Origin of the sequence: Gemmobacter denitrificans (assembly GCF_036964905.1) — a bacterium.
GTDB classification, from domain to species: Bacteria; Pseudomonadota; Alphaproteobacteria; order Rhodobacterales; family Rhodobacteraceae; genus Gemmobacter; species Gemmobacter denitrificans.
The window spans coordinates 133,587-159,133 of sequence record NZ_JBALHR010000008.1 but is presented as its reverse complement, the minus strand read 5'-3'; the positions used below and the strand labels follow the sequence as shown (position 1 = coordinate 159,133).

Sequence of the window (25,547 nt, the reverse complement as noted above, 5' to 3'; positions counted from 1 at the left end):
TCCACAGGTTGTTACCACGTTGCGCGCCAAAGCGGAACATCAAAGTCTATGAGGGAGCAGCTCCGAGATACTGGATTGCGGCGTCGGAGGCCGCGCCTGTGATCATCGCCCCCGCCACCCTGTAGAGGTTCCGCTGGGTCACGGTCACGCGCAGACGTGCCTGCTCAGGCCGTTCAGGAACGGGTGAGTGCTCATAGAGACGGTAATAGCGCGTCTCGTCTGTCAGGCGCATCTTCCGCAGTAGCGGCTTTAGCTGCGAGTAGAACAGCACCCTTTCTGAGGCGGCGTCAGGGTTGTCGGAGAATAGCTTCCACAGATCGTTTTCGCTTGGCTCGCCTTCCCATTCAATCGTCCTGAGGCTGTTTCGCGTCATGGCGACGCCCTTGGGCTGGCCGTGACCGTCACCAAGCGGAGCGATTGCCTGCGGTTAAGGAAGTCGCGGCGATATGCCTCGAAGGCCTGCTTGACCTTCTCGACGATCCCCTCGCGGGTTGTCTCGCGTGACGGGCGCTCTGCTGCGACAACTTCGCGGCGGCGCTTCACCGTCACATAGACAAACTCGTCGTCTGCGGTCGTCTCCGTCACGTCCCAGCCATCGGGGAGGCTGGCCGTCAGCGTTTCCTTCGCGTTCTTGATCTCGGTCTGCCTGATCGGCTCGTCATCCTTGCGCAGCGCCGCTTGCTCTTTCGCCGTCAACGCATTGCACGCGGGGATCAGCACAGGGTCAATCTCGCCTGTCTTCTCGAACCGTTCGACGGCCTGCGTGACCTGCTGCTTGTGGGTGCGCAGGGACAGCAGCTTTTCGCGAAGGGCGACAAGGCGCGCAAGCAGCTTGCTGCGTTCGGCCTCGGCTGCTTTGATCTCGTCATTGACTTCGTCAATCGTCGTCGAGAAGGGGCTGTCGAACTGCGGGTTATGCTCACCCGCAAGCAGGCGCGAAAGCTGCGCCTCGGGCGACGCACCGTCAGGATGGAAGAAGAAGCCGTCGAGCGGTTCAGCCATTGTCGCCCCCGAACGTCGGCACGTCGCGCCCCACAGTGCGCCGTACGAGCATACCGCGCCCGTGGGCATGGAGGAAGCACAAGGGGCTTGCCGCGAAGTCGATCTCGGTCGCGACCTTGAGCATGGCGAGGAACGGCTTGCGGTCGAAGCGGATTAGCCCTTCGGTGTTGGCTGTAAAGGGGCGCAGGGTTTCAGACGTGCGCGCGCCGTTGCGGCAGAGGGCTGTCTGACCATCAAAGAAAACGTCGCCGCTGCCTCGGGCGTCAAAGGCGCTGTGCAAACTCTTGCGCGCCTCGTCGTCGATGGACGTGCCGACGCCAAAGGTCCAGTGACGTTTAAACATGCCTGCGATCTCGCCACCGTAACCCACAGGTTCGCGGCTTCTATCGACAAACAGTTCTTGACCATCGGCCCAAGTGAACAGAAGCGTTCCGTTTCCGATCACGACGCCTTCGGGCGGCGTGGCGAAGCCAGCAAGGATGCAGCAGACCTTTGGGGAGAAGATCGTGTTCTCCAACTCGCACGGGCCGATCTCATACTCGACGATCAAGCTGTTGGATGCAGCATAGAGCCTGCCGTCGAGCAGGTGGACCCACTGCATCCAGTGATGCTTGCTGACCGTGAAGTAGCGGAGGAAGTTGAGGCCTTGCACGAAGTCAGGCGGCAACGCGAACTGCTGTCCGTCCACCTTGATCGGATGGACGGGCTGCTCATAGGTGAAGTCTGTTCCCCATGATTGCAGCAACAGAATCGGCACTCCCTCTAAGTCACTGTGACAGAAGGACTTTGCCTGAGTTTGGTTAACGAACCGTTAACCGCAGGCCTGTGCGCCCGAGGCGACCGAATGTTGCAGAGTTGTTGCAGAGCAACGAAAAAGGCGCCCGAAGGCGCCTCGTATCGTCTTGATTTTATTGGCTCCGGCGGTAGGGATCGAACCTACGACCAATTGATTAACAGTCAACTGCTCTACCGCTGAGCTACGCCGGAACACGAGCCGGGGTATAACTTCGGGTTTCGGGGTTCGCAAGGGGGGTAAGCTTACAAAAACTGTTCAAGAGAAGAAAAACTTCGGACTGTGAAACTGAGCTAATGGGATGAACTGCCTTCCCACCCAACCGCAGCTATAGTTGCGGCATCGGTAGGACAGGAGGGAGCATTTTGAACTGATGCGGTGGATGCCCCCACCCGACGGCATCGAGTGTGCCAAAGTGGTTTTGTTGGAACCGAGAAGAGGGAGGCATCCATGTCTGAGATTAGCATACTGGCAATCGACCTTGCCAAGAACAGTTTTCAAGTTTGCGGCGTCAGGCCCGATGGCGTCGTGGTCTTCAACCGGGCTGTATCGCGGGGTCGGCTGGTGCAGTTGCTATCGGATCAGTCACCCTGTGTCGTGGCAATGGAGGCTTGCGCGACGTCGCATCATTGGGGACGGGTTCGATCCTGGCCTCAGCAAGGCGTTCAGTGTACTTGATGGACAGGTATTGGGCGGATTCAGCAGGTCGTCGCAACACCCTGATTTTGGAGGTGTTGATGACGACAGGAAGACGGAAGTCGGAGCGCTCGACGCGACGCAAATTATCCTCGCCAGGTCGACCGCCAGTCTGGCAGCGTGAGCACCTGTGCCGGTTCTGGCAGGAGATTGCGGCGGGGCTGTCCAGCGAAGAGGCCGCTGTAGCAGCGGGAGTTTCCCCTCCGGTCGGAACCCGATGGTTTCGGAGTTCTGGCGGAATGCCTCCTACACATCTTGCGCCATCGGCTCCTATGCCGAAGCACCGTGGGCTGACGCGACCCGGCAGATGCATGTACGGAACACAGAGGAGCAATTTCAGGAGCGCAATGACCAAGGCGTCAGGGAATCATGCTGAACAAAATCGCGAAGATCCAGCCAGAGGACGCGCGCACCTAGCGGCTTGCCACGTTGTGGAATTTACCATGTGTCAACTCTGGCGCACTGTGAGCAACCCTGTTTGCGTGAACAAGATCTATCAGATGCGCCAGCAGGTTCCGACGGGCTGCCGGCAGGAGCGGGGCCGGGGTTTCCGCGTAGACTTTCATCAGCAGATCGTCGATGCCCATCGGCCCATCGTTCAAAACCGCCAGAATCTGGGCTTCGCGCATGCGGCGATGGGCCAGCAACTCGGCGATGCGGGGGGCCGGATCTTCTATGGGCAGGCCGTGGGCAGGGAAGGCGCGGCTCCAGGGTCTGCGACCCAGTCGCTCCAGCGCAGCCAGATAGTCGGTCATATCCCCTTCGGGCGGTGACACGAGCGAGGGGGCCCACCCCATCAAGTGATCGCCGCTGAATAGACGCGTGCCTTCGGCAAGGCAGATATGGCTGCCCATGTGGCCGGGGCTGTGCAGCACCTCCAGGTGCCAGTCGGGCCCTGACAACCGGTCGCCGTCGGCAAGGCACGCATCAGGGGCAAAGCTGGCATCCACGCCTTCGGCGCCGCCGATCCCCTCCAGCCCGGCCATCCGCGCCGAAATTCCCGAACCTGCGGCGCCATAAGCCAGCACCGGCGCACCGGTGGCTTCTGCAAGGGGGCGGGCGAGGGGGCTATGGTCCAGATGCGGGTGGGTGACGATGATATGGCTGATGCGCTCGCCAGGCGCGAGAGCTGCTAGAATCGCCTCAAGATGCCGCGGGATTGCCGGGCCCGGGTCCAGCACCGCGACCTGACCTGTGCCGATCACAAAGGTATTGGTGCCCCAATAGGTCATGGGCGAAGGGTTCGGGGCCAGCACGAGCCGCAGCCCGGCATCGATCTGCACCGCCTGACCCGGTTGCCATGGGCAATCCATCCGCTCTCCCCTTCCTTCACCGGGCTGGGGCGGCTAGGCTGCGTTGCATGACCCTGCGCCCCAGAACCTTGTTGCCGCGCGGCTTTTATGGCCGTGCCCTGCTTATCCTGATCGTGCCCATCGTCACGATTCAGCTGGTTGTGTCCATAGCCTTCATCCAGCGACATTTCGAAAGGGTCACCTTGCAGATGACCGGGGGGATTGCGGTGGAGTTGCGGTTGGTCTTTGCCGAATGGCAGGCCGGGCATGAGGCCGAGGCCCGGCATCTGGCCCAAGGGCTGGGGTTTACCCTGTCCGAGCCGGATCAGGCGCTGTCGGGCGTCAGCCGGGAATTCTGGGATCTGTCGGGCCGCGTGGTGGCTGATACGCTCGCCGCGGAACTGCCGGGCTTTCTGGGTGCCGATCTGGTTGGGGATGATGGCAGGGTGCTGGCCGATTTCCGGCTGGGGGATCGGGTGCTGCGCGCACGGATCGACCGCAAGCGCACCTCGGCCACCAATCCGCATCAGCTTTTGGTGTTGATGATCGTGACGTCTGCGCTGATGACGGTGATTTCCTATCTGTTTCTGCGCAACCAGATCGTGCCGATCAAGCGGCTTGCTCAGGCGGCCGAGGCTTTCGGGAAGGGGCAGCATATTCCCTATCGTCCGCGCGGTGCCACCGAGGTGCGCGCGGCGGGCGCGGCCTTTCTGGACATGCGGGCTCGGATCGAACGTGCGCTGGAAACCCGCACCCTGATGCTGTCAGGGGTCAGCCATGATCTGCGCACCCCGCTGACCCGGCTCAAGCTGGGGCTGGCCATGCTGCCCGAGGATGACGACACCCGCGCGCTTCTGGAAGATGTGGCCGAGATGGAACGGCTGGTGAACGAATTCCTCGCCTTCGCGCGCGGCGATGCGACAGAAGAAGGTGAGAAGGTCGATCTGGCGACCCTGTTGCGCCGTGTGGCCGAGAATGCGGCCCGTTCAGGGCATAGCGTGGAGACGCATGGGCTCGATACAGAGCTTGCGATCCGGGTCCGCCCGCAGGCGGTGACGCGGGCAGTGGAAAACCTGCTGGGCAATGCGCGCCGCTTCGGGACACGCGCCCGCCTGTCATTGATCCCGGGCGATCGGATGGTCCGCATCGTGGTGGAAGATGACGGCCCCGGCATCCCCATGGAACGCCGCGACGAGGCCGTGCAACCCTTTGCCCGGCTGGATGGCGCGCGCGATCCCAACAAGGGCGGTGGGGTGGGGCTTGGCCTGTCCATCACGGCAGACATCGCGCGCAGCCATGGCGGCGTGCTGCGTCTGGGCGAAAGCGAGGATCTGGGCGGACTGAGGGCTGAGCTTGCGCTGGCGCGCTGACTGGGGTCAGCGCGGATTGGCCAGCACAAGAACCCAGGCCGGACGGTCCCCTTGTGTCACGCCAAGCCCGGCTTCCGATATCCCGTCCAGCAGCAGGTTTGCCCGGTGCTTGGGGGACCCCTGCAGAACGCCATCATCCGATCGGGCGAGCCGGCAAAGCCAAGGCCGGCATTTTCGGCGGCGCGGCGGAAAGCATAGCCAGCGCGGCCCAGGCGGATCGTCAGGTCAGACCCGTCTGATCCTTCATGCGAAAAGCTGCTGCGTGCGGCATTGTCACAGGCATGGGCTTGCGCCACGGCTGAAAGCTTGGCCGACCGACGAACCGGCCCCATGCCGTTCCGCGCCCGGAAGTCATTGATAAGCGAAAGAACCCGCGTCTCATATGCGGTCGCATCGGCCCCAGGGGGGCAGACCGAAGCCGTCGGTGCCGGCCCAAAGCTTGCAGGCGCGGGGCTGCTCTGTCCCGCAGGGAGGGGGATCGCGATACATCCGGTCAGGACGACAGGCAAAAGGGCGGACAGCAGAGAAGGGTGAAGTTGCATGATCTGATCCAGTACAGTGCGGCCCTGCTGGTAGCCGATGGTGTCTGGTCCCGCAACGCAGCCTTGTGACATCGGGCGACTTCCTGCCGGATCGGTCAATCGGTGCCTGTGCCCTTGCAGCCCCCGGCGCGCGACACTAAGACTTGTGTAACACCTCGGCGATAATGCTCCACAAAGGCAATAGGCAGGCGGATATGAGAGACCCGGTCGACATCTACATGAACACCCTTGTGCCCATGGTGGTCGAACAGACCAGCCGGGGCGAACGGGCCTATGACATCTATTCGCGCCTGCTGAAGGAGCGGATCATCTTCCTGTCGGGCCCGTTCCATGATGGCATGGCCAGCCTGATCTGTGCCCAGCTTCTGTTCCTTGAGGCGGAAAACCCGAACAAGGAAATCAGCATGTATATCAACAGCCCGGGGGGTGTCGTCACCTCGGGGCTCGCGATCTATGACACCATGCAGTACATCCGGCCCAAGGTTTCCACGCTGGTGATCGGTCAGGCGGCCTCGATGGGGTCGGTGATCGCGGCAGCAGGGGCGCCAGGCATGCGCTATGCCCTTCCCAATGCGCGTATCATGGTCCACCAGCCCTCGGGCGGGGCGCAGGGGCAGGCCACCGACATCCTGATTCAGGCGCGCGAGATCGAGAAGGTCCGTCGCCGTCTTTACGAAATCTATGTCAAGCATTGCGGCCGCACCTATGACGAGGTGCACGAAGCGCTGGAACGCGATAATTTCATGTCCGCCGAAGAGGCAAAGGCATGGGGCCATATCGATGAAATCCTGGAAAGCCGGGGCAAATCGGACGGCGAGACGAAGTGATCTTCGCGCCCCCGCCCGTGATCCCGCGCGGGGGCGTTTTCGGATTGTGAAGGCGCGGGGCTTGCCCTAAGCTTTTCTGACAGCGCCAGAAGCGGCGCGCACGGCAGAGGTGACAATGGCGACGAATTCCGGCAGCGACAGCAAGAACACCCTCTATTGCTCGTTCTGCGGCAAGAGCCAGCATGAGGTGCGCAAGCTGATTGCAGGGCCTACCGTGTTCATCTGCGACGAATGCGTCGAGCTGTGCATGGACATCATCCGCGAGGAAACCAAGACAACCGGGCTGAAAAGCTCGGATGGCGTGCCGACCCCGCGGGACATCTGCAAGGTGCTGGATGATTATGTGATCGGGCAGGAACATGCCAAGCGCGTGCTGTCTGTCGCCGTTCACAACCATTACAAGCGCCTCGCCCATTCGTCGAAGAATGATATCGAACTGGCCAAGTCGAATATCCTGCTGATCGGCCCCACCGGTTGTGGCAAGACGCTGCTGGCCCAGACACTGGCGCGGATTCTGGATGTGCCGTTCACCATGGCCGATGCCACCACGCTGACCGAAGCGGGCTATGTGGGCGAGGATGTCGAAAACATCATCCTGAAACTGCTGCAAGCCAGCGAATACAATGTCGAACGGGCGCAGCGCGGCATCGTCTATATCGACGAAGTGGACAAGATCACCCGCAAGTCGGACAATCCTTCGATCACCCGCGATGTATCGGGCGAGGGCGTTCAGCAGGCGCTGTTGAAAATCATGGAAGGCACGGTTGCGTCGGTGCCGCCACAAGGCGGGCGCAAGCATCCGCAGCAGGAATTCCTGCAGGTGGACACGACGAATATCCTGTTCATCTGTGGCGGTGCCTTTGCCGGGCTGGAACGGATCATCGCGCAGCGCAACAAAGGCTCGGGCATTGGCTTTGGTGCCAGTGTGAAGGGCCCCGAAGATCGCACGGCGGGCGAGCTGTTCAAGGAACTGGAGCCGGAAGACCTGCTGAAATTCGGTCTGATCCCCGAATTTGTCGGTCGTCTGCCAGTGATCGCCACCCTCAATGATCTGGACGAGGCCGCGTTGGTCACCATCCTGACCGAACCGAAGAATGCATTGGTGAAGCAATACCAACGGCTCTTCGATATCGAAGGCGTGGCGCTGACCTTCACGCCGGAATCGCTGATCGCCATTGCCCGGCGGGCCATCAAGCGCAAGACCGGCGCGCGCGGTCTGCGGTCGATCATGGAGGATATCCTGCTGGATACCATGTTCGAATTGCCCGGCATGAGCGATGTGAGCGAAGTGGTCGTCAAGGAAGACGCCGTGGACAATGGTGCCAAGCCGCTTTTGGTCCATAGCGAAGCCAAGAAGAAAGAGCCTGCCGCCGCTGGCTGAGTGGCTGCAGCGCATGGCAATCAGGCCCCGTCCGGGTTCCGGGCGGGGCCTTTGCGTTACAGGATCAGATCATCCAGCGTCAGCCCATGGCGACCGGTCAGCAGCACCACAAGATCGGCCCGCCCGTTGCCATCGACATCAACCAGCAATCGCAATGGGCCATCCACATTGCGCTGAATGGCCAGTTCTGCGTGCCCACCGCCCGTAAGGCCGTCAATCCCGCGCCATTCTGCATCGGCAATGTCGAATGCCGACAGGTCGATCCGGTCAATCCCCCTGCGGAAATCTGTGATCGTATCGGCATGCAGGGCGTGCGATTCGCGCAGCGAAGCAAATACGAAACGGTCGGCCCCTTTGCCACCGGTCAACAGATCGGCCCCAAGACCTCCGGTCAACATATCTGCACCGCCGCCGCCGAACAGCGCATCGCGGCCACCGTTACCGGCCAGAGTGTCCGCCCCACCACCGGCCAGAATGTGGTCATGCCCAGCACCGCCTGACAGGCTGTCTGCCCCTTGCCGGGCGGCAATCCAGTCATCTCCGCCGCGCCCGGAGACCTGATTGTCCCCGCCAAGGGCCGACAGCCGGTCGGCCATCTGGGTTCCGGTCATACGGTCGGCCTGATCGCGGTCCACAAGGGTGCGGCCATTGAGGAAGGTGTCGATCGCCCGTGCATCGGCCCACCAGGCTTCAACCCCGTCGCGGAATTCCAGCACGGCGCGGGCGCGTGGGCTGTCTTCGGCATGCGAGCTGTTCCAGATGCCCCAGCTGCCATAGCGTCCGCCAACCCCGAAATCGGAGAAATGCGCCATCAACCCGCCGCCTTCTTCACGCCACAGCGCAAAGTACTCTTCATACAATGCCTCAAACCCCGGATGGCGCACCAGTTCGGTAAAGAACTGCGTCCGTTCGGGGTTTTCAGCCCCGCCGCTGAACTGGGTATGATCCACGACATGCTGGCCACCTTCATAGGCCTCCAGCTGCCAGCCCAGGTCTTCGGCCACGCCGGAATGATAGGCGATGATCCCGCCGATCTGGGCCAGACCGTCAAAGCCATCGCCGCTGCGAATCCAGTCCAGCGCGGCCTCGAACCCGGCTTCGCCCTGCGCGGCCCAGGCATCGACCTGCGTGGCCATCTCTTCCGACCCGATCGACCCGGCGAAATAGGGCGCAATGGCATAGATGTGGAACGGGGCTGTGCGTGGGGCTTCCCCCCCGGCGGCCACCAATTCAGGGGCATCCAGAGCATAGGTTTCAAGCCCCTGCCAGCCGCCTTGCGTGGCAAAGACATTCAGCGCCCGTGTCCCGGTTTCGTCGCCAAACACCTCGGCTACGATGCGCGCCATCTGCGCCGCGCGCATGCCGTACCATTGCATCCAGCCGCCTTCGACATCGCTGCCCCACAGCCGTTCGGCCTCGGCCTGCGCATGATGGGCCTGCGGAAACAGCCAGTTCCACACTTCGTTTGACAGTTCGAACCGCGCCACCAGACCGTCGCCCAGGTTGTCACGCACATAGGTGGCAAAGGCGCGGATATAGTCGTCCGTCGCATCATGGGGCAGGGTGAACCAGGCATCGGCCCGCGCCTCATTGGCCAGATCGACCATGGTCATCACCGAAGCGCCCCGGCTGTCCGCACCGAAATTGGTTTCGCGCGCCGCATCTTCCGGGCGGGTTTCGTCCCATTCGCCGGGCGGGCTGTTGTTCGTATTCATCCAGTCCATGAAGCGCAGCACCCGAAAGCCTGCGATCTTGTCCAGAAATTCGGGCGCGAACTGGGCGCCCGAGTCGATCAATTCGCGGTCTTGTGCATTGTAAAGCCGGATGTCGCGGATGTGGTCGCCCGTGCCCTGCGGATCGGTGGCTGAAATCGAAATCTGGATCGGCCCAGCTTCAAGCCGGAAGGTGATCCGGTGGTCATCGCGTGACAGGATGGCATCTGCGGGAAGAAAGCCCAGATCAACCGTGCCCGCGCCCTGCCAATCCAGCACATAGATCCCTTCCGGCACCTCGCCCCCGGTGAACAAGATGGTGGAGACCCGATCGAACGGCGCGGCGCTGCCATCGCGGGTAAACCCACGCACCCATCCGGCCTCGTCCAGATCCAGCAGGGCGGCATGGCCTGTATCAAAGGCGCTGTCGCTTTGGGTGTACCAGGGGCGCGACAGCCGAAACATATCCAGAAAAGGGAAGGCGGTTGTCCAGTCCACCAACCCGTGCAGGTTGGTGCCGAGGGAAGGGCCGGGCATCGCGGTCTCCGTCTGTCTGTGATCCCAACATGGGCTGGAAAGTGTTAACCTGTCGTTTCCAGTTGCTGCAACCCTGACGATTTTGTCGCGCAGCAGCCCGCCGATCACCGCCTCGGCACTGGACCTTGGCCGCGCCATGGTTCATATGAAGGCAAACACCGTCGGAGGCTGACCCATGGATTTCCTCAAGCGCCTTGTCACCTGGTGGAACAGCCAGACGATCGGCACCCAGCTTTTCACCTGGCGCAAGGGCGTGAAGGTGGGCGAGGATGATCAGGGCAACATCTTCTATCAGACGGCCGATGCCAAGCGTCGCTGGGTCATCTTCAATGGCGAGGCCGAGGCCAGCCGCGTATCGCCCGATTGGCATGGCTGGCTGCATTTCACCTGGGATGAACCGCCGACCAAGGCGCCGCTGAAGCACAAGGCCTGGGAACAACCGCATCAGGAAAACCTGACCGGCACCATGGCGGCCTATGCGCCGGTCGGGTCAATTCGCAAGGGGGCCCCGGAAGCCCGCCGCGATTACGAGGCCTGGCAGCCGGAATAAGCCGGGCAAGGGGGCATCATGGCAGAAAGCACCAGCGAAGTACTGGCAGGCGGCGTTGTGCTGGCTGTGGCGATCGGGTTTCTTGCCTGGGCGGCACAGGGCACCGGTTTTGGCGCAGCTGGCGGAAGCTATGACCTGCGCGCCTCGTTCCAGTCTGCCGAAGGCATATCCGTGGGCACCGACGTACGGCTGGCCGGGGTGAAGGTGGGCACTGTCTCTGCCCTGTCGCTGAACCCGACCACCTTTTACGCCGATGCCACGCTCAGCCTGCAGTCGGCTGTGCAGCTTCCCTCCGATTCGGCGGCGCTGGTTTCTTCCGAAGGGCTGTTGGGGGGCAGTTTCGTCGAATTGCGCCCGGGCGGTATGGAAGATGTTCTGACAGCAGGGGCCGAGATCGAGGATACGCAGGGATCGGTCAGCCTGATCGGCCTGTTGATGAAATTCGTCGGCAAATCGGCCGAGGACGCCCTGCAATGATCCGGGGTGTCGCTGCCCTGATTGCGGCGCTGCTGGCGTCTTCCGCCGCCGCGCAGAATGTGACCTCGGCCCCTTCGGGCCTGCTGCGCTGGCTGGACAAGACCACCGGCGAAACGGCGGATATCGAACTCAGCCGCGGTCAGGCGGCAGTTTCGGGGCGGCTGGTAATTCAACTGGATGATTGCCGGTATCCGACCGACAACCCGTCCTCCGATGCTTTCGGCCATCTGACCATCATGGAAGACGGACGGGCGCAGCCGGTATTTTCCGGCTGGATGATGGCCTCCAGCCCGGCGCTGAGCGCGCTTGAACATCCTCGTTATGATGTCTGGGTGCTGCGCTGCGTGGTGCCGGGCCTGCCGGAACTGGAAATCGCGCCTGATCCCTCCGAAGACAAAGAAATCGTCGCGCCGCAGGAAGGCTGATCAGAACTGCGCCGCGCCTTCCAGCGCCTCGGCCAGACGGCGGCGATATTCGGCGCGGCTGATCTCTTTGCCGCCCAAAGATGCCAGATGCGGTGTCAGGAATTGCGTGTCGCACAGCACGAACCCGCCCTTGCGCAGCCGTTCCACCAGATGGGCCAGCACGATCTTTGATGCCGATCGGCGGCGCGAAAACATGCTTTCGGCAAAAAACGCCCGGCCGATGGAGACGCCATAAACCCCGCCCTTCAGCGCACCGTCCTCCCATAATTCCAGCGAATGGGCATGGCCGCGACGGTGCAATTCCAGATACAGCGCCGCGATATCGGCATTGATCCATGTTTCCGGGCGGTCGGCACAGCCCGCCACGACGCCTGCGAAATCATGGTTGGCAAGGATGTCAAAACCGCCCCGGCGCATCTCCTTGGCCAGCGAACGCGAGATGTGAAACCCATCCAGCGGCAGGATGCCGCGCCTGCGCGGATCAACCCAATGCAATTCGGTGGAATCGGCGCTTTCCGCCATGGGGAAAATTCCCATCGCATAGCCATGCAACAGCAATTCGGGTGTAACGGTCGTCCCCAATCGCTCACGCGCCTCTGTTCGGGGTCAAGCTGGCCTGAAATTGGCCAAGGTCAGGGCGCGGGGGCAGGGCCCCCGCAGCCCCGGTTCAGGCGAATTGCGCCGCCAGCCATTTTTCCAGCCAGTGGATGTTGTAATCCCCGTTCTGGATATCCGGCTCGGCCAGCAGCATGTGGAACAACGGCACCGAGGTTTCGACGCCATCGATGATCAGTTCTGACAGCGCGCGTTTCAGGCGTGCCAGGGCTTCGGGCCGGTCACGGCCATGCACGATCAGCTTGCCAATCAGGCTGTCATAATAGGGCGGGATCGAATAGCCGCCATAAAGCGCCGAATCCATCCGCACGCCCAGACCGCCGGGCGCATGGAACACCCGCACCTTGCCGGGGCAGGGCGAGAAGTTCGGCAGTTTTTCGGCATTGATCCGCACTTCGATGCAATGGCCGTTGATCTCCAGATCGTCCTGCGTGAAGGACATCGGGAGGCCTGCGGCCACACGGATCTGTTCGCGCACCAGATCGACCCCGAAGATACCCTCGGTCACCGGATGCTCCACCTGCAGGCGGGTGTTCATCTCGATGAAATAGAACTTCCCGTCCTCATAGAGGAACTCGATGGTGCCCGCGCCGATGTATTTCAGCTTCTTCATAGCATTGGCGCAAACGGCACCAATCTCGGCCCGCATGGCGGGGGTGATGCAGGGGCCGGGGGCCTCTTCGAACACTTTCTGGTGGCGGCGCTGCAGGCTGCAATCGCGCTCGCCCAGATGAACCGCATTGCCCTTGCCATCGCCGAAAACCTGAATTTCGATATGGCGCGGCTTTTGCAGGTATTTCTCGATATAGACTTCGTCATTGCCGAAGGCGGCCTTGGCCTCGCTGCGCGCGGTGCGGAAAGCGATCTCCAACTCTTCGGGCGATTTGGCGACCTTCATGCCCCGGCCACCGCCACCCGCCGTAGCCTTGATGATGACGGGATATTCGATTTCCGCGGCCACTTTCAGCGCGGTTTCGAAATCCGGCACGCCGCCGTCCGAGCCCGGCACCACAGGGATGCCCAGGTCTTTGGCGGTATCCTTCGCGGTGATCTTGTCGCCCATGATGCGGATATGTTCCGCCGTCGGCCCGATGAAGGTGATGCCGTGATCCTGCAAGGCCTGCGCAAAGCTGGCATTCTCCGACAGGAAGCCATAGCCCGGATGCACGGCCTGCGCGCCGGTGATTTCACAGGCCGAAATGATCGCGGCCTTGTTCAGATAGCTTTGCCCCGAGGGGGCAGGGCCGATGCAGACCGATTCATCGGCCATGCGCACATGCATCGCATCGGCATCGGCAGTGGAATGCACCGCCACCGATTTGATCCCCATCTCGCGGCAGGCGCGGATCACCCGCAGGGCGATTTCGCCCCGGTTGGCGATCAGGATTTTTTCGAACATCTGGGTCAAGGGCCGGGCCTCACTCGATGATCAGCAAAGGCGCGCCGAATTCGACGGGGGTGCCATCCGACACGAGAATCCGCTTCACCGTGCCTGCGCGCGGGGCCGGGATGTGGTTCATGGTCTTCATCGCCTCGATGATCAGCACGGTCTGACCTTCGGCCACGGTCGCACCCACCGTCACGAAGGGCGTGGCCCCGGGTTCCGCCGCCAGATAGGCCGTGCCCACCATGGGCGAAGTGACTGCACCCGGATGCTGCGCCGGGTCTTCCACGGCAGCGGGGGCTGCGGCAGGCGCGGCAGCGGCCGGGGCCGCCATGGGGGCGGCCATCGCCATGGGCGCAGCCATGGTCGTGGTCACGATATTGGCCTGTTTCACCACGCGCACTTCCAGCGCGTCATCCTCGCCATATTCGCGCTTCACCGACAGCTCGGTCAGGTCATTCTTGTTCAGCAGCTCGGCCAGCGCCTGAATGAAGGCCACGTCGGCGTCGGAAGAGTGTTTGCTCATGCCATCCTCGTTGGTTTTTTCTGGCGGTTCCGCAGTTAGCGCAAGCAGGGGCCGCCATGGCTCGGCGGTGTTATACGCGACCCGGGCAGGGGTGAAAAGCCTTCACCTTTCGCAGCGGCAGGCATCCCAGGGCGAACCGGGGCAAAACACGCCTGCAAAACTGGCAGCTTGACAGGGTTTTGCCCGCCGCATTGGCGCGACCCAGGAAAACCGCCTGTCGCGTAATTTTACCGATTGATAAAAAAAATTCCTGTGGCAGAGTGAGGTCAATCAAAGAAAACAACGGGAGGTTCCGACCTTGTCCAACAGCCAGCTCACGCCCGGCATCGTGCCCGGCCGTCTGCCCGCCGCAGCCTATCACGACAATTTCACCGATCACGAACCACCACTGGATCGCCACGAGGCGCGGGTGGCGGCGGATCGTTGCTACTTCTGCCACGATGCGCCTTGCATGACCGCCTGCCCCACCTCGATCGACATTCCGCTGTTCATCCGGCAGATCGCGACCGGCACGCCCGAGGCCGCAGCCAGAACCATCCTCAGCCAGAACATCATGGGCGGCATGTGTGCCCGCGTCTGCCCGACCGAGACGCTTTGTGAAGAGGTCTGCGTGCGCGAAGTGGCCGAGGGCAAGCCGGTGGAAATCGGCCGCCTGCAGCGCTTTGCCACTGACACGCTGATGGAAAAGGGCATCCACCCCTTCACCCGCGCGGCCAGCACCGGCAAGCGCGTGGCGGTGGTAGGGGCCGGGCCTGCGGGTCTGGCTTGCGCGCATCGTCTGGCGATGAAGGGCCATGAGGTGACGGTGTTCGAGCGCCGCCCCAAGGCCGGTGGCCTGAACGAATATGGCATCGCCACTTACAAGGCCGCGAATGACTTCGCGGCGCGTGAGGTGGATTGGCTTTTGAAGATCGGCGGAATCACCCTCCGCAATGGCGTAACGCTGGGCAAGGATGTGGCATTGGCCGATCTGCTCAACGACTATGACGCGGTCTTCCTTGGTATCGGTCTGGCGGGGGTCAATGCCCTGCGCGCGGCTGGAGAAGACCTGTCGGGCGTGCAGAACGCGGTCGATTTCATCGCCGACCTGCGCCAGGCGCAGGATCGCAGCACCGTGGCCGTGGGGCGCGATGTGGTGGTGATCGGCGGCGGCATGACGGCGGTGGACGCGGCGGTGCAATCGAAACTGCTGGGCGCCGAGAATGTCACCATCGTTTATCGCCGGGGCCGCGAGAAGATGAGCGCCTCGGGCTATGAGCAAGAACACGCGACGCAAACTGGTGTGCGTATCATCTATGGCGCGGCGCCCGTGAAGGTGACGGGCCAAGGCAAAGCCGAAGCGGTGGAATTCGCCTATACCGAAGACACGCCCGAGGGCTTGAAACTGCTGGGCGAGGGCTTCACCCTCAAGGCCGATCAGGTGTTCAAGGCCATTGGCCAAACGCTTTCGGGCGTACCCGAAGGCATTACGGTGGCGGCAGGCAAATTGCCCAAGCGCGCGGGTGACAAGCTGTGGTGTGGCGGCGATTGCGCGCTTGGCGGCGAAGATCTGACAGTGACCGCCGTGGCCGAGGGCCGCGACGCCGCCGAAGACATCCACGCCTATCTGACGGGGGCAGCGGGCTGAGGCCTGCGACAGGAGACCAGCAAAATGGCCAATCTCACCACCAATTTCATCGGCATCAAATCGCCCAACCCGTTCTGGCTGGCCAGCGCGCCCCCCACCGACAAGAAGGTGAATGTGGAACGCGCCTATGAGGCAGGCTGGGGCGGCGTGGTCTGGAAGACCCTTGGCTCGGAGGGGCCGCCGGTCGTCAACGTCTCGGGCCCGCGCTATGGCGCGATCTGGGGCGCCGACCGCCGTCTTCTGGGGCTGAACAACATCGAGCTGATCACCGACCGCCCGCTGGAGGTGAACCTGCAAGAGATCAAGGAGGTCAAGCGCAAATGGCGTGACCGCGCCCTGATCATCAGCCTGATGGTGCCCTGCGACGAAGACTCATGGCGCGACATCCTGCACCGGATCGAGGATACCGAGGCCGATGGCGTGGAGCTGAACTTTGGCTGCCCGCATGGCATGGCCGAGCGCGGCATGGGCAGCGCCGTGGGGCAAGTGCCGGAATATATTGAAATGGTCACCCGGTGGGTGAAGCAATATAGCCGGATGCCCTGCATCGTGAAACTGACGCCCAATATCACCGATGTGAGGAAACCGGCCGAGGCCGCCAAGCGCGGCGGCGCGGATGCGGTCAGCCTGATCAACACGATCAACTCCATCACCTCGGTCGATCTGGATGATTTCGCCCCCGAGCCCACCATTGATGGCAAGGGCACCCATGGCGGCTATTGCGGCCCGGCGGTGAAGCCGATCGCGCTGAACATGGTGGCCGAAATCGCCCGCTCCCCTGCCACCCATGGCCTGCCGATCTCGGGCATTGGCGGCGTGACCACCTGGCGCGACGCGGCCGAATTCATGGCGCTTGGTGCAGGCAATGTGCAGGTTTGCACCGCCGCCATGACCTATGGCTTCAAGGTGGTGCAAGAGATGATCTCGGGCCTCAGCGATTACATGGATCGCAAAGGCTTTACCGACACGTCGGAACTGGTGGGCCGCGCGGTGCCCAATGTCACCGACTGGCAGTATCTGAACCTCAACTACGTCACCAAGGCGCATATCAACCAGGATGACTGCATAAAATGCGGGCGCTGCTATATCGCCTGCGAAGATACCAGCCATCAGGCCATCGCCATGAGCGAGGATCGCACCTTCACCGTGAAGGATGAGGAATGCGTCGCCTGCAACCTTTGCGTCAATGTATGCCCGGTGGAAAACTGCATCACCATGGTGGAAATGCCCAAAGGTGCCGTGGACCCGCGCACCGGGCGTGAAGTCACCGATTATGCCAACTGGACGCAGCACCCGAACAACCCTTCGGTGCGTGCGGCAGAATGATGGGAAAGGGGGCCTCTGCGCCCCCTTTATGCCCTGCATGACGGGGCGCACCTCGTATGACGGGGTGCGCCCAACGCAACAGGGGGCGGTTTTGCCGCCCCTGCTTGGTCTGGTAGGGTGCCCCGTGTCGCGCGGACCTGCGCAGGTTCAGACGTTGCGCAGGATCCGCAGGCTTTCATCCCATTGCGTCTGCATCTGGCTTTCCGATCGTTCGACCGGAACATCGTCCTTGGCGAGCGGGTCTTCCGCAGGTTCGGCCTCTGACCGGGCGCTTTCGGCAGCGTGTTCGGCGTTGCGGGGCTTGGCCTCGGTTGCTTCGGGTTTCGCCTCTGGCGCGGGTTCGGGGCGGGCCTTGTCAACCTCGGCATCGCGGGGGGCTGCAGCGGCTTCCGGTTCCGGCGGTGGCGGGGCCTCTTCGACAACCTCGATCAGCGTATCATCCAGAAGGAACAGGTCATCGCCGGTGAGGGGAATATTGTCGATCTCGATCCCCGGAGGCAGGTCGTCCCCCTTACGTTCCTGAACAAGACGGTCGGCAGCGGCCTGTTTCACGATGGCTTCGCTGCTGGCGGGCGGTTGCACGGCACTGACCTGTTCGGTGCGCGTGACCGTATCGGCAGGCACAACCGCAGTCGCGGCATCCGGTCTGACCGGGGGCGGGGGTTCAGCAGGCGTAACCGCCCGCACGAGCGGTGCGCCGATGGTGGACAGAAGTCCCATCGTGGTGTCCTTTCGGCAAAGTAATACGCCCCCGTCTGGACATTACCATGCTTGCGGCGCGCGTGTCCGCAGGAATGCCCAAGGCATTCGACCCAAAGGCCACGGTCTTGCCGCAATCAGCCGCGGGGTTCCAGCAGTCGGCTCAGCGCAATTTCAATGAATTCACCGGCTTCGGCAAAGGGATCATGGTCTGGCCCCAGCACGGCGCGCACCTGGACATCGAAATCGGCGTAATGCTGCGTCAGTGCCCAGATCGAAAAGATCAGATGAACCGGATGCACCGGCGCCAGCCTTCCCTCGTTCATCCAGCCCTGCAGCACGGCGGCCTTTTCGGCCACCAGATCGCGCAATTCGCCCTCGATGGCACCGATCATTCGGGGCGCGCCTTGCAGGATTTCATTGGCGAACAACCGGCTTTCGCGCGGAAAGTCGCGGCTCAGATCCAGCTTGCGCCGGGCATAGGTCTTGACCTCGGCCACCGGGTCGCCCTGCGGATCTAGGTCACGCAGCGGATCGAGCCAGACCTTCAAGAGCCGCGAAATCAGCGCGAGATGGATCGCCTCTTTCGACGGAAAGTAATAAAGCAGGTTCGGTTTCGACAGCCCGGCCCCTTCGGCGATCTGATCCAGCGTGGCGCCGCGAAAGCCCTGCTGCGAAAACACATCCAGCGCGGCCTCCAATATGGCCTCGGAATTGCGCTGCTGGATGCGGGTCGGCGGCTTGCGGGACATCGCGACGGGGCTATCTTTCGTTCTTTTGATCAAATCTGTCGGTTTCAGAACAGGAACCGGGGCGAACCCGCATTGAGCGATGCGGGCTTTCACGTCAATATCAAAACGCAATTCCGACGCAGCGGCTCTGGCTGCGCGCTTGACGGGCGTCGCGGCCTGTCGCAGATTTGACTTGACCAAATGGTCAATTTTCGCCCCGGATCGCAGGGGCAGACAGGGAGAACGACATGGCGCTTGACCGCAAGCAGACGCCGAATGACCTTAATGCCTTCTGGATGCCCTTCACGGCGAACCGGCAGTTCAAGAAGGCGCCGCGGATGTTCGTGGCATCCAAGGACATGCATTACACCACCAGCGATGGCCGTCAGGTGCTGGATGGCACGGCAGGGCTGTGGTGCTGCAACGCGGGCCATTGCCGCCCCAAGATCACCGAAGCGATCCAGAAACAGGCGGCAGAGCTGGATTATGCCCCCGCCTTCCAGATGGGCCACCCGATCGCCTTTGAACTCGCCAACCGGCTGATCGACATTGCCCCCAAGGGGATCGAGCATGTGTTCTACACGAACTCCGGCTCGGAAAGCGTTGAAACGGCACTGAAAATGGCCATCGGCTATCACCGTGCGCGGGGCGAGGGTGCCCGGACCCGGCTGATCGGGCGCGAGCGTGGCTATCACGGGGTGAACTTTGGCGGCATCTCGGTCGGCGGGATCGTCAACAACCGCAAGATGTTCGGCACGCTGCTGGGCGGGGTGGATCACCTGCCGCATACCCATCTGCCGCATCTGAACGCCTTTACCAAGGGCCAGCCGGAACATGGGGCCAACCTTGCCGATGATCTGGAGCGCATCGTGGCCCTGCACGGGGCGGAAACCATCGCGGCCGTGATCGTGGAACCCATGGCAGGTTCGACCGGCGTTCTGATGCCGCCGAAGGGTTATCTGGAAAAGCTGCGCGCCATCACCAAGAAGCACGGCATCCTGTTGATTTTCGACGAGGTCATCACCGGCTTTGGCCGTCTGGGTTCGGCCTTCGCGGCCCAGCATTTCGACGTGCTGCCCGATATGATGACCACCGCCAAGGGCCTGACCAATGGCGTCATCCCAATGGGCGCGGTGCTGACCACCGCCGAGGTGCATGATGCCTTCATGTCCGGCCCCGATCACATGATCGAGCTGTTCCACGGCTATACCTACAGCGGCAACCCGATTGCCGCCGCCGCCGGCATCGCCACGCTGGACACCTACAAGGAAGAAGGCCTGTTCGAACGCGCGGCGGAGTTGGAGGGCTATTGGGCCGATGCGATCCACAGCCTGAAGGGGCTGCCGCATGTCATCGACATCCGCAATATGGGTCTGATCGGCGCAGTGGAGCTGCAACCGATGGACGGCCAGCCCACCAAACGCGCGTTCGAAGCTTTCCTGCGCGCCTATGACAAGGGCATCCTGATCCGCACCACGGGTGACATCATCGCCATGTCGCCGCCGCTGATCATCTCGAAATCCGAGATCGACACGCTGATCGGCACGCTGGGCGATGTGCTGAAAACCCTGCCCTAAGGCAGGATGCCAGCGGGGGCGGCAAATCTTTGCCGCCCCACATCACCGTGAACAGGCCGGGCTTGCAGATGGCAAGGCCAGGCCTCATTTTCGGGCCGGTCCCACTGCCCGGATGTTGCATGTTCCGCCCTCTTGCCTATGCGCTGGCCCTTGGTGCCATTGCCGCCAGCCTTCCCGCCCAAGCCGCCGATCTGACGATCTGCGACACCTCGATCCGGGGTGAGGCGCTGCGCTTTGCCTATGATCCCGAGGTGCCGGGGCTGAAGGACAGCCTGTCGCTGCGCGAAAAGCTCTATGGTCATGCGGGCGCGATCACCTGTCCGGGGCTCGTCACGCTGCGCGCCCTGACGCCTGATCTGACCGATGCCGAACGTGGGCCATTCTGCCTGCAATGGGATGGCAAGGCGCGCACCTATCTGGGGGCCGATCTGGGGCCGCGCGATGGCTGGTTGACCTGCCGCACCGCCCGCCGCAGCTTTTGTCAGAAGGTGAACAAATCCCGCGATGCGGCGGCTGTCTGGGGCCGGACCGCCGCCGATCTGGCCGTGCAGGCCGGCAGCGAAACCGTACTGCATGCGGCAGGGGTGGTTTCGGTCAAGGGGCCAGCTGCGGTGATCGGGGAAAAACTGGTCGGGCTGGGGGCCACGGCCCTGGCCGGATCGGGCGGCACGGTGGTGCTGGGCGCGGCGGTGGTCACGGCGGTGGCCGTGGGCGGCGCGGTCTATGTCTGTTCCGATACCGGCGCAGAGGCGGCCGCCCTGGAAAGCGCGCCACAACCCCGGTTGCTGCCCGGCGAGGTCGCCCCCGGTGCAGACCTGCCGGTAGGTGAGCCGGTCATCACCGTGACGCCTTTGCCATAAGGCCAAACCGTGCCCGCGCGGGATCAGATCGCCCCGATCCCGCGCAGGATGATCTGCTTCACGCTGGCCTTGGCTGCTTTCCATTGCGTGTCAGTCAAGGGCTTGCCGCCGTTCAGCGTTTCAATCTGATGGCCGAAATCGGCATAATGCTGGGTCGTGGCCCAGAGCATGTAAAGCAGATGTTCGGGATCGACCTGGGCCATCTTGCCTTCGTCGATCCAGCGCTGGATCAGGCCCGCGCGCCCGGTGGTCCAGTCGCGCAGCGTGGTTTCCAGATAATCCTGGATCACCGGCGCCCCATGCATCACCTCGGAGGCCCAGACCTTTGATCCGTCCGGGTGGCGGCGCGAGATTTCCATCTTGGCTTCGATATAGGCGCCGATCCCCTCGGCGGGGCCGGGGGCATCATCCATGACATCCGCGGCATGCAGCCAGATTTCGAAAATATTCTGCACCACCCGCCGATACAGGTCTTCCTTGGTTGCGAAATAATAATGCAGGTTCGCCTTGGGCAGCCCCGCCACATCGGCGATCAGCTGCATGGTGGCCCCGCCAAACCCAGCCTCGGCAAAGACTTTTTCCGCTGCCTGCAAAATGAGCGTCTCATTCTGGGCGCGGATTTCATTGCGGCGCGACGGGCGGGGGGCCGTGGACATGCGGGGCGGACCTTTCCTCTGCGGCAAGAATTTTGTTGACCGGATAGTCAGGTTGGTTAGCCTTCATCTTGACCATACGGTCAGGAAGAGATTCGCCGCAAGGGGGCCGCCAGATGCCCCTCCGGCACAGGGAGAGCAAGCTGATGCCAGCACCCGGAGAGAACCTTCGTATCAATTCTGCGCGGCTGTGGGACAGTCTCGATCAGATGGCGCAGATCGGCCCCGGCGTGGCGGGCGGTTGCAACCGCCAGACACTGACCGATGCTGACAGCGAAGGCCGCCACCTGTTCCAACGCTGGTGCGAAGCGGCGGGCATGACCATGGGCGTCGATACCATGGGCAACATGTTCGCCACCCGGCCCGGAACGGACCCAGAGGCGCTGCCGGTCTATATGGGCAGCCATCTGGATACCCAGCCCACCGGCGGGCGCTATGATGGCGTGCTGGGGGTTTTGGGCGCGCTGGAAGTGGTGCGCACCATGAATGATCTGGGGGTGAAGACGCGCCGCCCCATCGTGGTCACCAACTGGACGAACGAGGAAGGCGCGCGCTTTGCGCCGGCCATGCTGGCCTCGGGCGTCTTTGCGGGCATCCATACCGAGGACTATGCGAAATCCCGCAAGGATCTTGACGGCAAGGTGTTTGGCGAGGAGCTGGCCCGCATCGGCTGGGTGGGGGATGAACCCGTCGGCGCGCGCAAGATGCATGCCATGCTGGAGCTGCATATCGAGCAGGGGCCAATTCTGGAGGCCGAGGGCAAGACCATCGGCGTTGTCACCCATGGCCAGGGCCTGTGGTGGCTGGAAATCACCCTGATCGGCAAGGACGCCCATACCGGCAGTACGCCAATGAACATGCGGGTGAATGCGGGCCTTGGCATGGCGCGGATCACCGAGCGCGTGCATCAGATTGCCATGAGCCATCAGCCCGGCGCGGTGGGGGCGGTGGGGCAGGTCAATGTCTTCCCCAATTCGCGCAACGTGATCCCCGGCAAGGTGGTGTTCACGGTCGATATTCGCAGCCCCGATCAGGCCAAGCTCGATGCCATGCGCGCCGAGGTGGAGCGCGCGGCACATGCGATCGCAGCGGAACTGGGCCTAGGCTGCAGCATCGAGGCCGTGGGGCATTTCGACCCGGTGACCTTTGACCCTGATCTGGTGAAGATCGTGCGGCAAGCGGCAGAAAAGCTTGGGCATTCCCATATGGACATCATCTCGGGCGCTGGCCATGACGCCTGCTGGATCAACCGGGTTGCGCCCACGGTGATGGTGATGTGCCCCTGTGTGGGCGGGCTGAGCCATAACGAGGCCGAAGAGATCAGCCCGGAATGGGCGGCGGCGGGGGCGGATGTGCTGTTGCACGCCGCGCTGGAAGTGGCGGAAGTGGTCGCGTGATGGCAGGCCCCGGGGCTCTGCCCCGGACCCCGGGATATTTTTGAACAGATGAATGGCAGGAGACGGTCATGGCTTCGACGGTGATCAAGGGCGGGACAGTGGTCACGGCAGACCTGTCCCATGACGCGGATGTGCGGATCGAGAATGGGGTGATCACTGGGATCGGGCCGGGCCTGACCGGAGATACGGTTCTGGATGCGACCGGCTGCTATGTCATGCCGGGTGGGATTGATCCGCATACGCATCTGGAGATGCCCTTCATGGGCACCTATTCCAGCGATGATTTCGAATCTGGCACCCGGGCGGCGATGTCGGGCGGCACGACCATGGTGGTGGATTTCGTGTTGCCGGGGCAGGGCCAGGGCCTGATGGATGCGGCGCAGATGTGGCACAACAAATCCACCCGCGCGCATTGCGATTACTCCTATCACATGGCGATCACCTGGTGGGGCCAGCAGGTCTGGGAGGATATGGAGGCCAGCGTCAAGGCGGGCATCACCAGTTTCAAGCATTTCATGGCCTATAAAGGCGCGTTGATGGTCAACGATGATGAAATGTTCCAGTCCTTCAAGCGGGTGGGCGATCTGGGCGGCCTGGCCATGGTTCATGCCGAAAACGGCGATGTGGTGGCCGAGTTGACGGCGCGGCTGATCGCCGAGGGCAATACCGGACCGGAGGCCCATGCCTATTCCCGCCCGCCGCAGGTGGAAGGCGAAGCGACCAACCGCGCGATCATGATCGCCGATATGGCGGGCGTGCCGCTTTATGTGGTGCATACCTCTTGTGAAGAGGCGCATGAGGCGATCCGCCGCGCGCGCGCGCAGGGCAAGCGGGTCTGGGGTGAGCCGCTGATCCAGCATCTGACGCTGGATGAAAGCGAGTATTTCCACCCTGATTGGGACCATGCGGCGCGGCGCGTCATGTCGCCGCCCTTCCGCAGCAAGGCGCATCAGGCCAGCCTTTGGGCCGGGCTTCAATCGGGCAGCCTGTCGGTGGTGGCGACCGATCATTGTGCCTTTACCACCGAGCAGAAGCGGTTCGGCCTGAAGAGCTTTGCCCAGATCCCGAATGGGACGGGGGGCCTTGAGGACCGCATGCCGATGCTCTGGACCCATGGGGTGAACACCGGCCGCCTGACGCCGAACGAATTCGTGGCGGTTACATCAACAAACATCGCCAAGATATTGAATTGCTATCCGAAAAAGGGCGCGGTTCTGGTGGGGGCCGATGCCGATCTGGTGGTGTGGGACCCGAAGGCGGAAAAGACCATCTCGGCGGCGACCCAGCAATCGGCCATCGATTACAACGTGTTCGAAGGGCAAAAGGTCGTGGGCCTGCCGCGCTATACCCTGTCGCGGGGGCGTGTGGGCTATGCGGATGGCGCGGTCATTCCGCAGGAGGGACATGGCGAGTTCGTCGCCCGCGAGGCGCGTCCTGCGGTGAACCGGGCGCTGTCGGCCTGGAAAGACCTGACCGCGCCGCGCCCGGTTCAGCGCAGCGGCATGTCGGCCACGGGGGTCTAGGTGTCAGGGTTCGCCCTGTTCGGGTTCTTCCTCGGCGGGGGGAACGGAGTGATGAAAGATCACGGGGGAATCGAAGTAGTCCTCCGTGAACAATTCCTCGGGCGTGGGCGCGTAGGCGAGGGTCGTCTGCATGGCGGTCCTCCTGTTTCGGGGCAGATGGGCAGCGGGGGGCGGCGGTGCAAGATCGCAGGCCTGGGGCAACGGAATTGTGAAGGGCAGCGGGCGTGAAGGATACAATCAGTCAGGCGGAACCGGTGATCGTCGCGCGGGACCTGAACTTGGTGTTTCAGACCAATGACGGGCCCGTGCAGGCGCTGAAGGATGTCAACCTGACGATCAACCGGGGGGATTTCGTGTCCTTCATCGGGCCATCGGGTTGCGGCAAGACCACGTTCCTGCGGGCGATTGCGGCGCTGGAACATCCCACGGGCGGCACGCTGACAGTGAACGGCATGACCCCGGACGAGGCGCGCAAAAGCCGGGCCTATGGCTATGTGTTTCAGGCGGCGGGGCTGTACCCGTGGCGCACGATTGCGGGCAATATCCGGTTGCCGCTGGAGATCATGGGCTTTCCCCGGTCGGAACAGGATGACCGTGTGGCGCGGGTTCTGGACCTTGTGGAACTGTCGGGCTTTGGCAAGAAATTCCCCTGGCAATTGTCGGGGGGGATGCAGCAGCGTGCCAGCATCGCCCGGGCACTGGCCTTTGATGCCGACATCCTGCTGATGGACGAACCCTTTGGCGCGCTGGATGAAATTGTCCGTGACCGGTTGAACGAGGAACTGCTCAAGCTGTGGGACAGGACCGGCAAGACCATCGGTTTTGTGACCCATTCCATCCCCGAGGCGGTGTATCTTTCGACCAAGATCGTGGTGATGAGCCCGCGTCCCGGCCGCATCACCGATGTGATCGACAGCCCGCTGCCACGGGAACGCCCGCTGGATATTCGCGACAGCCGCGATTTCATCGAGATCGCGCATCGGGTGCGCGAAGGTCTGCGGGCGGGGCATGGCGATGAGGTGTGA

Annotated in this window: 26 protein-coding genes, 1 tRNA gene and 1 pseudogene; 14 read left to right on the top strand and 14 right to left on the bottom strand. The window is 62.8% G+C overall.

What is annotated here, in order from left to right; all coding sequences use genetic code 11:
* Window positions 1-46 precede the first annotated feature (46 nt).
* The 4 genes from V6590_RS13970 to V6590_RS13955 form a co-directional block, all read right to left on the bottom strand.
* Complete coding sequence (locus V6590_RS13970; RefSeq protein ID WP_335424113.1) at window positions 47-373, bottom strand: hypothetical protein; 327 nt, start codon at window positions 371-373, stop codon at window positions 47-49.
* Complete coding sequence (locus V6590_RS13965) at window positions 370-1,002, bottom strand: hypothetical protein (RefSeq protein ID WP_335424111.1); 633 nt, start codon at window positions 1,000-1,002, stop codon at window positions 370-372. Before V6590_RS13965 ends, V6590_RS13970 begins: the two co-directional genes overlap by 4 nt.
* On the bottom strand, window positions 995-1,759 hold the full coding sequence (locus V6590_RS13960) for a hypothetical protein (protein WP_335424110.1): 765 nt from the start codon (window positions 1,757-1,759) through the stop codon (window positions 995-997). The genes V6590_RS13965 and V6590_RS13960 overlap by 8 nt, the downstream gene beginning before the upstream one ends.
* Before the next feature lie 155 nt (window positions 1,760-1,914).
* A tRNA-Asn gene (locus V6590_RS13955) sits at window positions 1,915-1,989 on the bottom strand.
* Between the two features lie 543 nt (window positions 1,990-2,532).
* Here V6590_RS13955 and V6590_RS13950 point away from each other — a divergent pair.
* Window positions 2,533-2,787: pseudogene (locus V6590_RS13950) on the top strand (IS30 family transposase); the annotation flags it as partial.
* A gap of 117 nt (window positions 2,788-2,904) precedes the next feature.
* Here V6590_RS13950 and V6590_RS13945 read toward each other — a convergent pair.
* Entirely contained in the window at window positions 2,905-3,804 is a 900-nt protein-coding gene (locus V6590_RS13945; protein ID WP_335424107.1) for an MBL fold metallo-hydrolase, read from the bottom strand.
* Window positions 3,805-3,851: 47 nt separating this feature from the next.
* Here V6590_RS13945 and V6590_RS13940 point away from each other — a divergent pair, with 47 nt between their 5' ends.
* On the top strand, window positions 3,852-5,153 hold the full coding sequence (locus V6590_RS13940) for an ATP-binding protein (protein ID WP_335424105.1): 1,302 nt from the start codon (window positions 3,852-3,854) through the stop codon (window positions 5,151-5,153).
* 56 nt (window positions 5,154-5,209) lie between these two features.
* On the opposite strand, the gene V6590_RS20890 is transcribed toward V6590_RS13940, so the two are convergent.
* Window positions 5,210-5,695: a CAP domain-containing protein gene (locus V6590_RS20890; RefSeq protein ID WP_350339896.1), complete on the bottom strand. Its 486-nt coding sequence runs from the start codon at window positions 5,693-5,695 to the stop codon at window positions 5,210-5,212.
* 194 nt (window positions 5,696-5,889) lie between these two features.
* On the opposite strand from V6590_RS20890, the gene V6590_RS13935 reads away from it, so the two are divergent.
* The gene (locus V6590_RS13935) at window positions 5,890-6,522 is read left to right on the top strand and encodes an ATP-dependent Clp protease proteolytic subunit (RefSeq protein ID WP_335424104.1); all 633 of its coding nucleotides are present in this window, start codon (window positions 5,890-5,892) and stop codon (window positions 6,520-6,522) included.
* A gap of 115 nt (window positions 6,523-6,637) precedes the next feature.
* A complete protein-coding gene (gene clpX / locus V6590_RS13930) occupies window positions 6,638-7,903 on the top strand; it encodes an ATP-dependent Clp protease ATP-binding subunit ClpX (RefSeq protein ID WP_335424103.1) in 1,266 nt (421 codons plus the stop codon).
* Between the two features lie 56 nt (window positions 7,904-7,959).
* Here clpX and V6590_RS13925 read toward each other — a convergent pair whose 3' ends face one another.
* Window positions 7,960-10,152 (bottom strand): M10 family metallopeptidase C-terminal domain-containing protein, encoded by a 2,193-nt coding sequence (locus V6590_RS13925; protein WP_335424101.1) that lies wholly within the window; start codon window positions 10,150-10,152, stop codon window positions 7,960-7,962.
* 175 nt (window positions 10,153-10,327) lie between these two features.
* Here V6590_RS13925 and V6590_RS13920 point away from each other — a divergent pair, with 175 nt between their 5' ends.
* The 3 genes from V6590_RS13920 to V6590_RS13910 are packed head-to-tail and all read left to right on the top strand — an operon-like array spanning window position 10,328 to window position 11,604.
* On the top strand, window positions 10,328-10,702 hold the full coding sequence (locus tag V6590_RS13920; protein ID WP_335424099.1) for an NADH:ubiquinone oxidoreductase subunit NDUFA12: 375 nt from the start codon (window positions 10,328-10,330) through the stop codon (window positions 10,700-10,702).
* An 18-nt stretch (window positions 10,703-10,720) separates the two neighbouring features.
* On the top strand, window positions 10,721-11,179 hold the full coding sequence (gene mlaD, locus V6590_RS13915) for an outer membrane lipid asymmetry maintenance protein MlaD (RefSeq protein WP_335424098.1): 459 nt from the start codon (window positions 10,721-10,723) through the stop codon (window positions 11,177-11,179).
* A complete protein-coding gene (locus V6590_RS13910) occupies window positions 11,176-11,604 on the top strand; it encodes a DUF2155 domain-containing protein (RefSeq protein WP_335424096.1) in 429 nt (142 codons plus the stop codon). Before mlaD ends, V6590_RS13910 begins: the two co-directional genes overlap by 4 nt.
* Here V6590_RS13910 and aat read toward each other — a convergent pair whose 3' ends face one another.
* From aat to accB, 3 genes are all read right to left on the bottom strand, one after another.
* Window positions 11,605-12,186, bottom strand: a complete 582-nt coding sequence (gene aat, locus V6590_RS13905; protein WP_434063263.1) for a leucyl/phenylalanyl-tRNA--protein transferase — start codon at window positions 12,184-12,186, stop codon at window positions 11,605-11,607.
* Window positions 12,187-12,271: 85 nt separating this feature from the next.
* Window positions 12,272-13,618, bottom strand: a complete 1,347-nt coding sequence (gene accC, locus V6590_RS13900; protein ID WP_335424093.1) for an acetyl-CoA carboxylase biotin carboxylase subunit — start codon at window positions 13,616-13,618, stop codon at window positions 12,272-12,274.
* A gap of 19 nt (window positions 13,619-13,637) precedes the next feature.
* Entirely contained in the window at window positions 13,638-14,129 is a 492-nt protein-coding gene (gene accB, locus V6590_RS13895) for an acetyl-CoA carboxylase biotin carboxyl carrier protein (protein WP_335424091.1), read from the bottom strand.
* Window positions 14,130-14,427: 298 nt separating this feature from the next.
* On the opposite strand from accB, the gene V6590_RS13890 reads away from it, so the two are divergent.
* Both V6590_RS13890 and preA read left to right on the top strand, forming a co-directional pair.
* Window positions 14,428-15,756 carry an NAD(P)-dependent oxidoreductase gene (locus V6590_RS13890; protein WP_335424090.1) on the top strand — a complete coding sequence of 443 codons (1,329 nt, stop codon included), beginning with the start codon at window positions 14,428-14,430 and terminating at the stop codon, window positions 15,754-15,756.
* 24 nt (window positions 15,757-15,780) lie between these two features.
* Complete coding sequence (preA, locus tag V6590_RS13885) at window positions 15,781-17,082, top strand: NAD-dependent dihydropyrimidine dehydrogenase subunit PreA (protein WP_335424087.1); 1,302 nt, start codon at window positions 15,781-15,783, stop codon at window positions 17,080-17,082.
* 147 nt (window positions 17,083-17,229) lie between these two features.
* Here the strand turns inward: preA and V6590_RS13880 are convergent, their stop codons facing one another.
* Entirely contained in the window at window positions 17,230-17,802 is a 573-nt protein-coding gene (locus V6590_RS13880; protein ID WP_335424085.1) for a hypothetical protein, read from the bottom strand.
* 116 nt (window positions 17,803-17,918) lie between these two features.
* Window positions 17,919-18,533, bottom strand: coding sequence for a TetR family transcriptional regulator C-terminal domain-containing protein (locus V6590_RS13875; protein WP_335424083.1), 615 nt, complete (start codon window positions 18,531-18,533; stop codon window positions 17,919-17,921).
* Window positions 18,534-18,760: 227 nt separating this feature from the next.
* Here V6590_RS13875 and aptA point away from each other — a divergent pair, with 227 nt between their 5' ends.
* Both aptA and V6590_RS13865 read left to right on the top strand, forming a co-directional pair.
* On the top strand, window positions 18,761-20,089 hold the full coding sequence (gene aptA, locus V6590_RS13870) for an omega-aminotransferase AptA (protein WP_335424081.1): 1,329 nt from the start codon (window positions 18,761-18,763) through the stop codon (window positions 20,087-20,089).
* 119 nt (window positions 20,090-20,208) lie between these two features.
* Window positions 20,209-20,949, top strand: coding sequence for a hypothetical protein (locus V6590_RS13865; protein ID WP_335424080.1), 741 nt, complete (start codon window positions 20,209-20,211; stop codon window positions 20,947-20,949).
* 23 nt (window positions 20,950-20,972) lie between these two features.
* Here the strand turns inward: V6590_RS13865 and V6590_RS13860 are convergent, their stop codons facing one another.
* Window positions 20,973-21,605 (bottom strand): TetR/AcrR family transcriptional regulator, encoded by a 633-nt coding sequence (locus tag V6590_RS13860; RefSeq protein WP_335424078.1) that lies wholly within the window; start codon window positions 21,603-21,605, stop codon window positions 20,973-20,975.
* 143 nt (window positions 21,606-21,748) lie between these two features.
* Between V6590_RS13860 and V6590_RS13855 the strand changes: the two genes are divergently transcribed.
* Together V6590_RS13855 and hydA are read left to right on the top strand one after the other, a co-directional pair.
* Window positions 21,749-22,999: a Zn-dependent hydrolase gene (locus V6590_RS13855; protein ID WP_335424076.1), complete on the top strand. Its 1,251-nt coding sequence runs from the start codon at window positions 21,749-21,751 to the stop codon at window positions 22,997-22,999.
* A gap of 68 nt (window positions 23,000-23,067) precedes the next feature.
* Complete coding sequence (gene hydA / locus V6590_RS13850; protein WP_335424074.1) at window positions 23,068-24,522, top strand: dihydropyrimidinase; 1,455 nt, start codon at window positions 23,068-23,070, stop codon at window positions 24,520-24,522.
* Window positions 24,523-24,525: 3 nt separating this feature from the next.
* Here the strand turns inward: hydA and V6590_RS13845 are convergent, their stop codons facing one another.
* A complete protein-coding gene (locus V6590_RS13845; RefSeq protein ID WP_335424072.1) occupies window positions 24,526-24,654 on the bottom strand; it encodes a hypothetical protein in 129 nt (42 codons plus the stop codon).
* A 92-nt stretch (window positions 24,655-24,746) separates the two neighbouring features.
* Between V6590_RS13845 and V6590_RS13840 the strand changes: the two genes are divergently transcribed.
* Window positions 24,747-25,547, top strand: coding sequence for an ABC transporter ATP-binding protein (locus V6590_RS13840; RefSeq protein ID WP_335424070.1), 801 nt, complete (start codon window positions 24,747-24,749; stop codon window positions 25,545-25,547).

What these genes read in the sequence shown, in the direction of transcription:
- V6590_RS13940 (WP_335424105.1), top strand. Translation starts at nt 3,852, where the DNA reads ATGACCCTGCGCCCCAGAACCTTGTTGCCGCGCGGCTTTTATGGCCGT.
- preA (WP_335424087.1), top strand. Translation starts at nt 15,781, where the DNA reads ATGGCCAATCTCACCACCAATTTCATCGGCATCAAATCGCCCAACCCG.
- V6590_RS13875 (WP_335424083.1), bottom strand. Translation starts at nt 18,533, where the DNA reads ATGTCCCGCAAGCCGCCGACCCGCATCCAGCAGCGCAATTCCGAGGCC.
- V6590_RS13970 (WP_335424113.1), bottom strand. Translation starts at nt 373, where the DNA reads ATGACGCGAAACAGCCTCAGGACGATTGAATGGGAAGGCGAGCCAAGC.
- V6590_RS13945 (WP_335424107.1), bottom strand. Translation starts at nt 3,804, where the DNA reads ATGGATTGCCCATGGCAACCGGGTCAGGCGGTGCAGATCGATGCCGGG.
- V6590_RS13865 (WP_335424080.1), top strand. Translation starts at nt 20,209, where the DNA reads ATGTTCCGCCCTCTTGCCTATGCGCTGGCCCTTGGTGCCATTGCCGCC.
- V6590_RS13910 (WP_335424096.1), top strand. Translation starts at nt 11,176, where the DNA reads ATGATCCGGGGTGTCGCTGCCCTGATTGCGGCGCTGCTGGCGTCTTCC.
- V6590_RS13845 (WP_335424072.1), bottom strand. Translation starts at nt 24,654, where the DNA reads ATGCAGACGACCCTCGCCTACGCGCCCACGCCCGAGGAATTGTTCACG.
- hydA (WP_335424074.1), top strand. Translation starts at nt 23,068, where the DNA reads ATGGCTTCGACGGTGATCAAGGGCGGGACAGTGGTCACGGCAGACCTG.
- V6590_RS13920 (WP_335424099.1), top strand. Translation starts at nt 10,328, where the DNA reads ATGGATTTCCTCAAGCGCCTTGTCACCTGGTGGAACAGCCAGACGATC.
- V6590_RS13855 (WP_335424076.1), top strand. Translation starts at nt 21,749, where the DNA reads ATGCCAGCACCCGGAGAGAACCTTCGTATCAATTCTGCGCGGCTGTGG.
- accB (WP_335424091.1), bottom strand. Translation starts at nt 14,129, where the DNA reads ATGAGCAAACACTCTTCCGACGCCGACGTGGCCTTCATTCAGGCGCTG.
- aptA (WP_335424081.1), top strand. Translation starts at nt 18,761, where the DNA reads ATGGCGCTTGACCGCAAGCAGACGCCGAATGACCTTAATGCCTTCTGG.
- accC (WP_335424093.1), bottom strand. Translation starts at nt 13,618, where the DNA reads ATGTTCGAAAAAATCCTGATCGCCAACCGGGGCGAAATCGCCCTGCGG.
- V6590_RS20890 (WP_350339896.1), bottom strand. Translation starts at nt 5,695, where the DNA reads ATGCAACTTCACCCTTCTCTGCTGTCCGCCCTTTTGCCTGTCGTCCTG.
- clpX (WP_335424103.1), top strand. Translation starts at nt 6,638, where the DNA reads ATGGCGACGAATTCCGGCAGCGACAGCAAGAACACCCTCTATTGCTCG.
- V6590_RS13925 (WP_335424101.1), bottom strand. Translation starts at nt 10,152, where the DNA reads ATGCCCGGCCCTTCCCTCGGCACCAACCTGCACGGGTTGGTGGACTGG.
- mlaD (WP_335424098.1), top strand. Translation starts at nt 10,721, where the DNA reads ATGGCAGAAAGCACCAGCGAAGTACTGGCAGGCGGCGTTGTGCTGGCT.
- V6590_RS13935 (WP_335424104.1), top strand. Translation starts at nt 5,890, where the DNA reads ATGAGAGACCCGGTCGACATCTACATGAACACCCTTGTGCCCATGGTG.
- V6590_RS13860 (WP_335424078.1), bottom strand. Translation starts at nt 21,605, where the DNA reads ATGTCCACGGCCCCCCGCCCGTCGCGCCGCAATGAAATCCGCGCCCAG.
- V6590_RS13965 (WP_335424111.1), bottom strand. Translation starts at nt 1,002, where the DNA reads ATGGCTGAACCGCTCGACGGCTTCTTCTTCCATCCTGACGGTGCGTCG.
- V6590_RS13880 (WP_335424085.1), bottom strand. Translation starts at nt 17,802, where the DNA reads ATGGGACTTCTGTCCACCATCGGCGCACCGCTCGTGCGGGCGGTTACG.